This window comes from Deinococcus sp., from assembly GCF_030523985.1.
In the GTDB taxonomy this organism is placed as follows: Bacteria; Deinococcota; Deinococci; order Deinococcales; family Deinococcaceae; genus Deinococcus.
Genome location: NZ_JAUNHK010000161.1, coordinates 1 through 3,975 on the forward strand (window position 1 = coordinate 1; position 3,975 = coordinate 3,975).

Genomic DNA, 3,975 nt, shown 5'->3' on the forward strand with positions numbered 1-3,975 from the left:
TGTGGGGTGTCGCCTGGGTGGGGGCCGTGCCTGTGCTGGCGGCCCTGTGGGTGGCGATTGTCGGCTGGCAGCAGGACCGCCGCCTGGGGATTGCTGCCCTGCTGGCCCTGGCCGGACTGGGGCTGGTGGTGCTGGTCCGGAATTTCATCTGAGGGTATCTGATCTGAACCATTGATTACTCGTAGCCGAGTTCGCGCAGGGCTTCTTCGTCCTCGCGCCAGCCGGGAATGACGATGACTTCGAGGCCGAGGAACACCTTGGTGCTCAGGAAGACTTCGAGCTGCTTGCGTGCCGCCTGCCCGATTTCGCGCAGCTGCTTGCCGCCCGCGCCGATGACCATGCCCTTGTGGGCATTCTTCTCGACGATGATTTCGCCCTCGATGCGTTGCAGGCCGTCTTCGCGCTCGGTCCAGCGGTTGACGCGGGTGGCGACGGCGTAGGGCAACTCGTCGCGCAGCTTTTTCATGGCTTCTTCGCGAATAATCTCGGCGGCCCACATTTCGCGGGTCTGGTCGCTGGCACTGCCCTGCGGGAAGAAGAAGGGGTTTTCGGGCAGGACTTCAAGCAGTTGTTCGCGCAGGGTCGCCACGGCGTTCACGTTGTTCTGCGCCGAGAGCATGATTTCGCTGGTGTCGAGCGTTTCGCTGCGGCCTTCGAGCAGTGCCCCGTAAAGCTTCATGGCCTCGTCGGGGTACTTGGCGGCGTCGGTCTTGTTGCCGACCAGAAACAGCGGCTTGGGCAGGTCGCGCACCGAGTTGGCGACCAAGCGGTCCTCGTCGGTGGGCGGGTGGCGCAGGTCCACGACCCACACGACGGCGTCCACGTCGCTCAGCGCGGCATGCACCTCGTTGTTCATGTACTTGCCGAGGGCGTCCTTGGGCTTATGCAGACCGGGAGTGTCCACGAAGATGAGCTGGCGGCCTTCGTAGGTATAGATGCCGCGTACGCCCCGGCGGGTGGTCTGGGGGCGGGGGCTGGTCGGGGCGACCTTGGTGCCCAGAAAGGCGTTGAGCAGCGTAGATTTGCCCACGTTCGGCTTGCCGACGATGGCGACGAAGCCAGCGCGGGTCTGGGCATCGCCGGAGTCGGGAGCAGGAGAAAATTCGGTCATCATCCTGCATTGTCTCACGCCCGCCCCGGCAAAAGCGGCCGTTCAAAGGGACACTGAAGCCCGGCGGTCTGGGAAGCTGCGCCGCGCTGCTGCCATACTGAACCCGTGACCGACTTTTCCGTGTCCTGGCGCGACCTGGAAAACCGGGTGGGACTGGACGACCTCCCCGCCTTTCACCGCGCTTTCCTGCATTGGCGCGGCATAGACGGAGGGGACGCGATGCCCCTGCGCCGCGTGCAGCAGCGGGTCGAGGCCGAACTGAACCGCATGGTGCAGGGCGAATTGGCGACCCGTGAGGGTGACGACTGGCACCTGATTCCCGGTGCGCTGGAAGGGTTCGAGGCGGCAGCCCCTTACCTGCCGACGCAGCCGGACAGCCTGCCGCTGTAAAGGAACGGCTTTACAGAATGCGCTGGCCCAGCAAGCTCGCCGCCATGCCCACCATGACTTCGGCGGTCTGGTTGCGGGTGTCCAGAATGGGGTTGACCTCCACGATGTCCATGCTGGTCACGCGGCCCGACTCGCACAGCAGTTCCATCAGTAGGTGGCCCTCGCGGTAGCTCAGGCCGCCGGGAACGGGTGTGCCCACGCCGGGGCAGACGGTGGGGTCGAGGGCGTCGGCGTCGTAGGAGACGTGTAGGCGCTCCACACCGCTCAGGCGCTCCATCGTTTCCTCGTAGATGCGGGTCATGCCCAGTTGGTCCACGTCCTTCATGGTGTACGCCTTGATCCCGGCTTCGCGCATCAGCTCGCGCTCGTGCGTGTCCACGCTGCGAATGCCGATCATCACCACGTCCTCGGGGCGCAGCGTCCAGCCGTTCGTCAGGCCGTCCAGCGTGGTCAGGCGCTCGTCGCCCAGCCCGGTCAGGTGGGCGACGGGCATTCCGTGAATGTTACCGCTGGGGCTGCTCTGCGGCGTGTTGTAGTCGGTGTGGGCATCCACCCAGATAAGCCCGGTGCGCTTGGGGCCGCCCCGCAGGGCGTTGCCGATGACCGTGCCCATGCCCATGGAGTGGTCGCCGCCGATGGTCAGCGGAAAGGTGCCTTCCGGCAGGGCGATGATGCGCTCGGCGGCGCTGCGACAGGCTTCCATAATGGGATGCAGGAACACCAGACCGCCCGTTTCGTGCTTGTCGAGCGTTTCGGGAATCGCCACGTCAATGTCGCCCAAGTCGGTGACGGTGTGCCCGAGTTCGCGCAGGGTCGAGGCCAGTTGTGCGTTTCGCAGGGCCGACGGCCCCATGTCCACGCCGCGCCGCCCCGCGCCCAAATCCATCGGAATGCCCAGAATAGAAATATCCATGTCTTCCCAGCTTAGGGGCCAACTGGCCCTATGCCACACGGCTGCAATTTTATGTGTGGCACGCCTGAAAAGGACGGTTCAGGTCTGAGGCCACTGCATATTCATGCTGGGCGAGGCCTCAATGCTCCACCGCCCAGAGCGTCAGCGCTCCTTCTTCGTCGTCCCAGCGGCGGTCTATGCGGGCAAAGCCGACCTTTTGCAGCACCCGTTCGCTGGCGCGGTTGCCCAGCGCGGTCTGCGCGGTCACGGCCCGAATGCGCGGTTGCCCCAGCAGATGCAGGGTGAGCGCCTGCACCGCTTCGGTGGCGTAGCCCTGCCCCCGGTGCCCTGGCCCGAAGCCGTAGCCGATTTCGATTTCGCCGCCCACGCTCACCGTGCCCTTGGTGCCGAGCAGTCCGGCGGCGGTGTGGGTGTCCCGCGTCACGGCGACAAAACTGCCTTCTTTGACCTCGCCCGGCAAGGCCGCTTGCCACAGCGGAAACAGCGGCAGCGGGTCGCCGGGCCACTCAGCGGGAAAGTGAACGTCCTGCACCCGTTCGCCGGGCCAGGGACAGGGGAGGGTAAAGGTTTCTTCTTCGCTGCGGCGCTGAAGCAGCGTGCGCGAAAGGGGCAGCAGGACGAGGCGGGGCGTTTCGAGGATTGGCATGACCTCACCTTACGAAGTGGGGCAGCAGAAAAATGTCAATTGGGCCCTGCCACGCTAAACTCAGGCGCCTTGTCCCGTCCCCGCCGCCTGCTGCTGCTGGCAGACCATGTTCACCCCTACGTCTACCGTGAGGGCTTTCCTCGTGGGCTGGGCCACATCGACCTGGTGCTGGCGGCGGGCGACCTGCCGGGCTATTACCTCGAATTTGTGGCGACGATGCTGCCCGCGCCGCTGGTCTATGTGCCGGGCAACCACGCTGACGAGTATGTGCGGGATGAGGACGGCGAACGCTTGTCCCCGCGTGGCGTACAAAACGCGCATGGACGGGTGCTGCGGGTGGCGGGCCTGACGCTGGCAGGCTGGGGCGGCGTGCCGCGCTACCGCGAGGGCGAAGGCCAGTACACCGCCGCCGAAGCCCGCTGGGGACTGGCCCGTCTTGACTGGCAGTTGCGTTTGCCTCCGCGCCCGCTGGACATTCTGCTGACCCACGCGCCGCCCCTTGGCCCCCACGCGGGCAGCGACCACGCCCACCGGGGCTGCGGCGAACTCTCGCGCTTTATGCGGCGGCAAAGGCCCCGGCTGCTGGTTCACGGCCACATTCACGAGTACGAGGGCAAGAAAACCGAATACACCGACTCCCAAAGTGGCACGCGGGTCGTGAACGCCTACGGGTACCGGGTCATCGAATGGACGCCGGACGACAGGTGAGGGACGGCAGCAAAGGAGAACGGTCAAGCGAGGGCTGCGGCGGCTCTCACTTGACCGTTGGTGACAAAAAGTTCTACAGGATGTTTATCGGCACTGCCCCAGGCGGCTTCCGGTCACGCGGTTGCCAGAGGCCTTGACGCCCCCCGTGTTGCCACTGCACGACAGGTCGCCGCCGATGTCGTTGCCAGCCACCACGAGGCTGCCGCC

Annotated in this window: 5 protein-coding genes; 2 read left to right on the plus strand and 3 right to left on the minus strand. The window is 65.8% G+C overall.

Annotated elements, in window-relative coordinates; genetic code table 11:
• Window positions 1-175: 175 nt before the first annotated feature.
• Window positions 176-1,111: a GTPase Era gene (era, locus tag Q4C89_RS14280; RefSeq protein WP_303103294.1), complete on the minus strand. Its 936-nt coding sequence runs from the start codon at window positions 1,109-1,111 to the stop codon at window positions 176-178.
• Between the two features lie 105 nt (window positions 1,112-1,216).
• Here era and Q4C89_RS14285 point away from each other — a divergent pair, with 105 nt between their 5' ends.
• Complete coding sequence (locus Q4C89_RS14285) at window positions 1,217-1,501, plus strand: hypothetical protein (protein WP_303103295.1); 285 nt, start codon at window positions 1,217-1,219, stop codon at window positions 1,499-1,501.
• A gap of 10 nt (window positions 1,502-1,511) precedes the next feature.
• Here the strand turns inward: Q4C89_RS14285 and rocF are convergent, their stop codons facing one another.
• Window positions 1,512-2,414: an arginase gene (rocF, locus tag Q4C89_RS14290; RefSeq protein ID WP_303103296.1), complete on the minus strand. Its 903-nt coding sequence runs from the start codon at window positions 2,412-2,414 to the stop codon at window positions 1,512-1,514.
• Window positions 2,415-2,532: 118 nt separating this feature from the next.
• Window positions 2,533-3,060: a GNAT family N-acetyltransferase gene (locus Q4C89_RS14295; RefSeq protein WP_303103297.1), complete on the minus strand. Its 528-nt coding sequence runs from the start codon at window positions 3,058-3,060 to the stop codon at window positions 2,533-2,535.
• A 69-nt stretch (window positions 3,061-3,129) separates the two neighbouring features.
• Between Q4C89_RS14295 and Q4C89_RS14300 the strand changes: the two genes are divergently transcribed.
• The gene (locus tag Q4C89_RS14300) at window positions 3,130-3,768 is read left to right on the plus strand and encodes a metallophosphoesterase (RefSeq protein WP_303103298.1); all 639 of its coding nucleotides are present in this window, start codon (window positions 3,130-3,132) and stop codon (window positions 3,766-3,768) included.
• Window positions 3,769-3,975: the final 207 nt, after the last annotated feature.

Coding starts and splice junctions, on each gene's coding strand:
- rocF (WP_303103296.1), bottom strand. CDS start 2,414: ATGGATATTTCTATTCTGGGCATTCCGATGGATTTGGGCGCGGGGCGG.
- Q4C89_RS14295 (WP_303103297.1), bottom strand. CDS start 3,060: ATGCCAATCCTCGAAACGCCCCGCCTCGTCCTGCTGCCCCTTTCGCGC.
- era (WP_303103294.1), bottom strand. CDS start 1,111: ATGACCGAATTTTCTCCTGCTCCCGACTCCGGCGATGCCCAGACCCGC.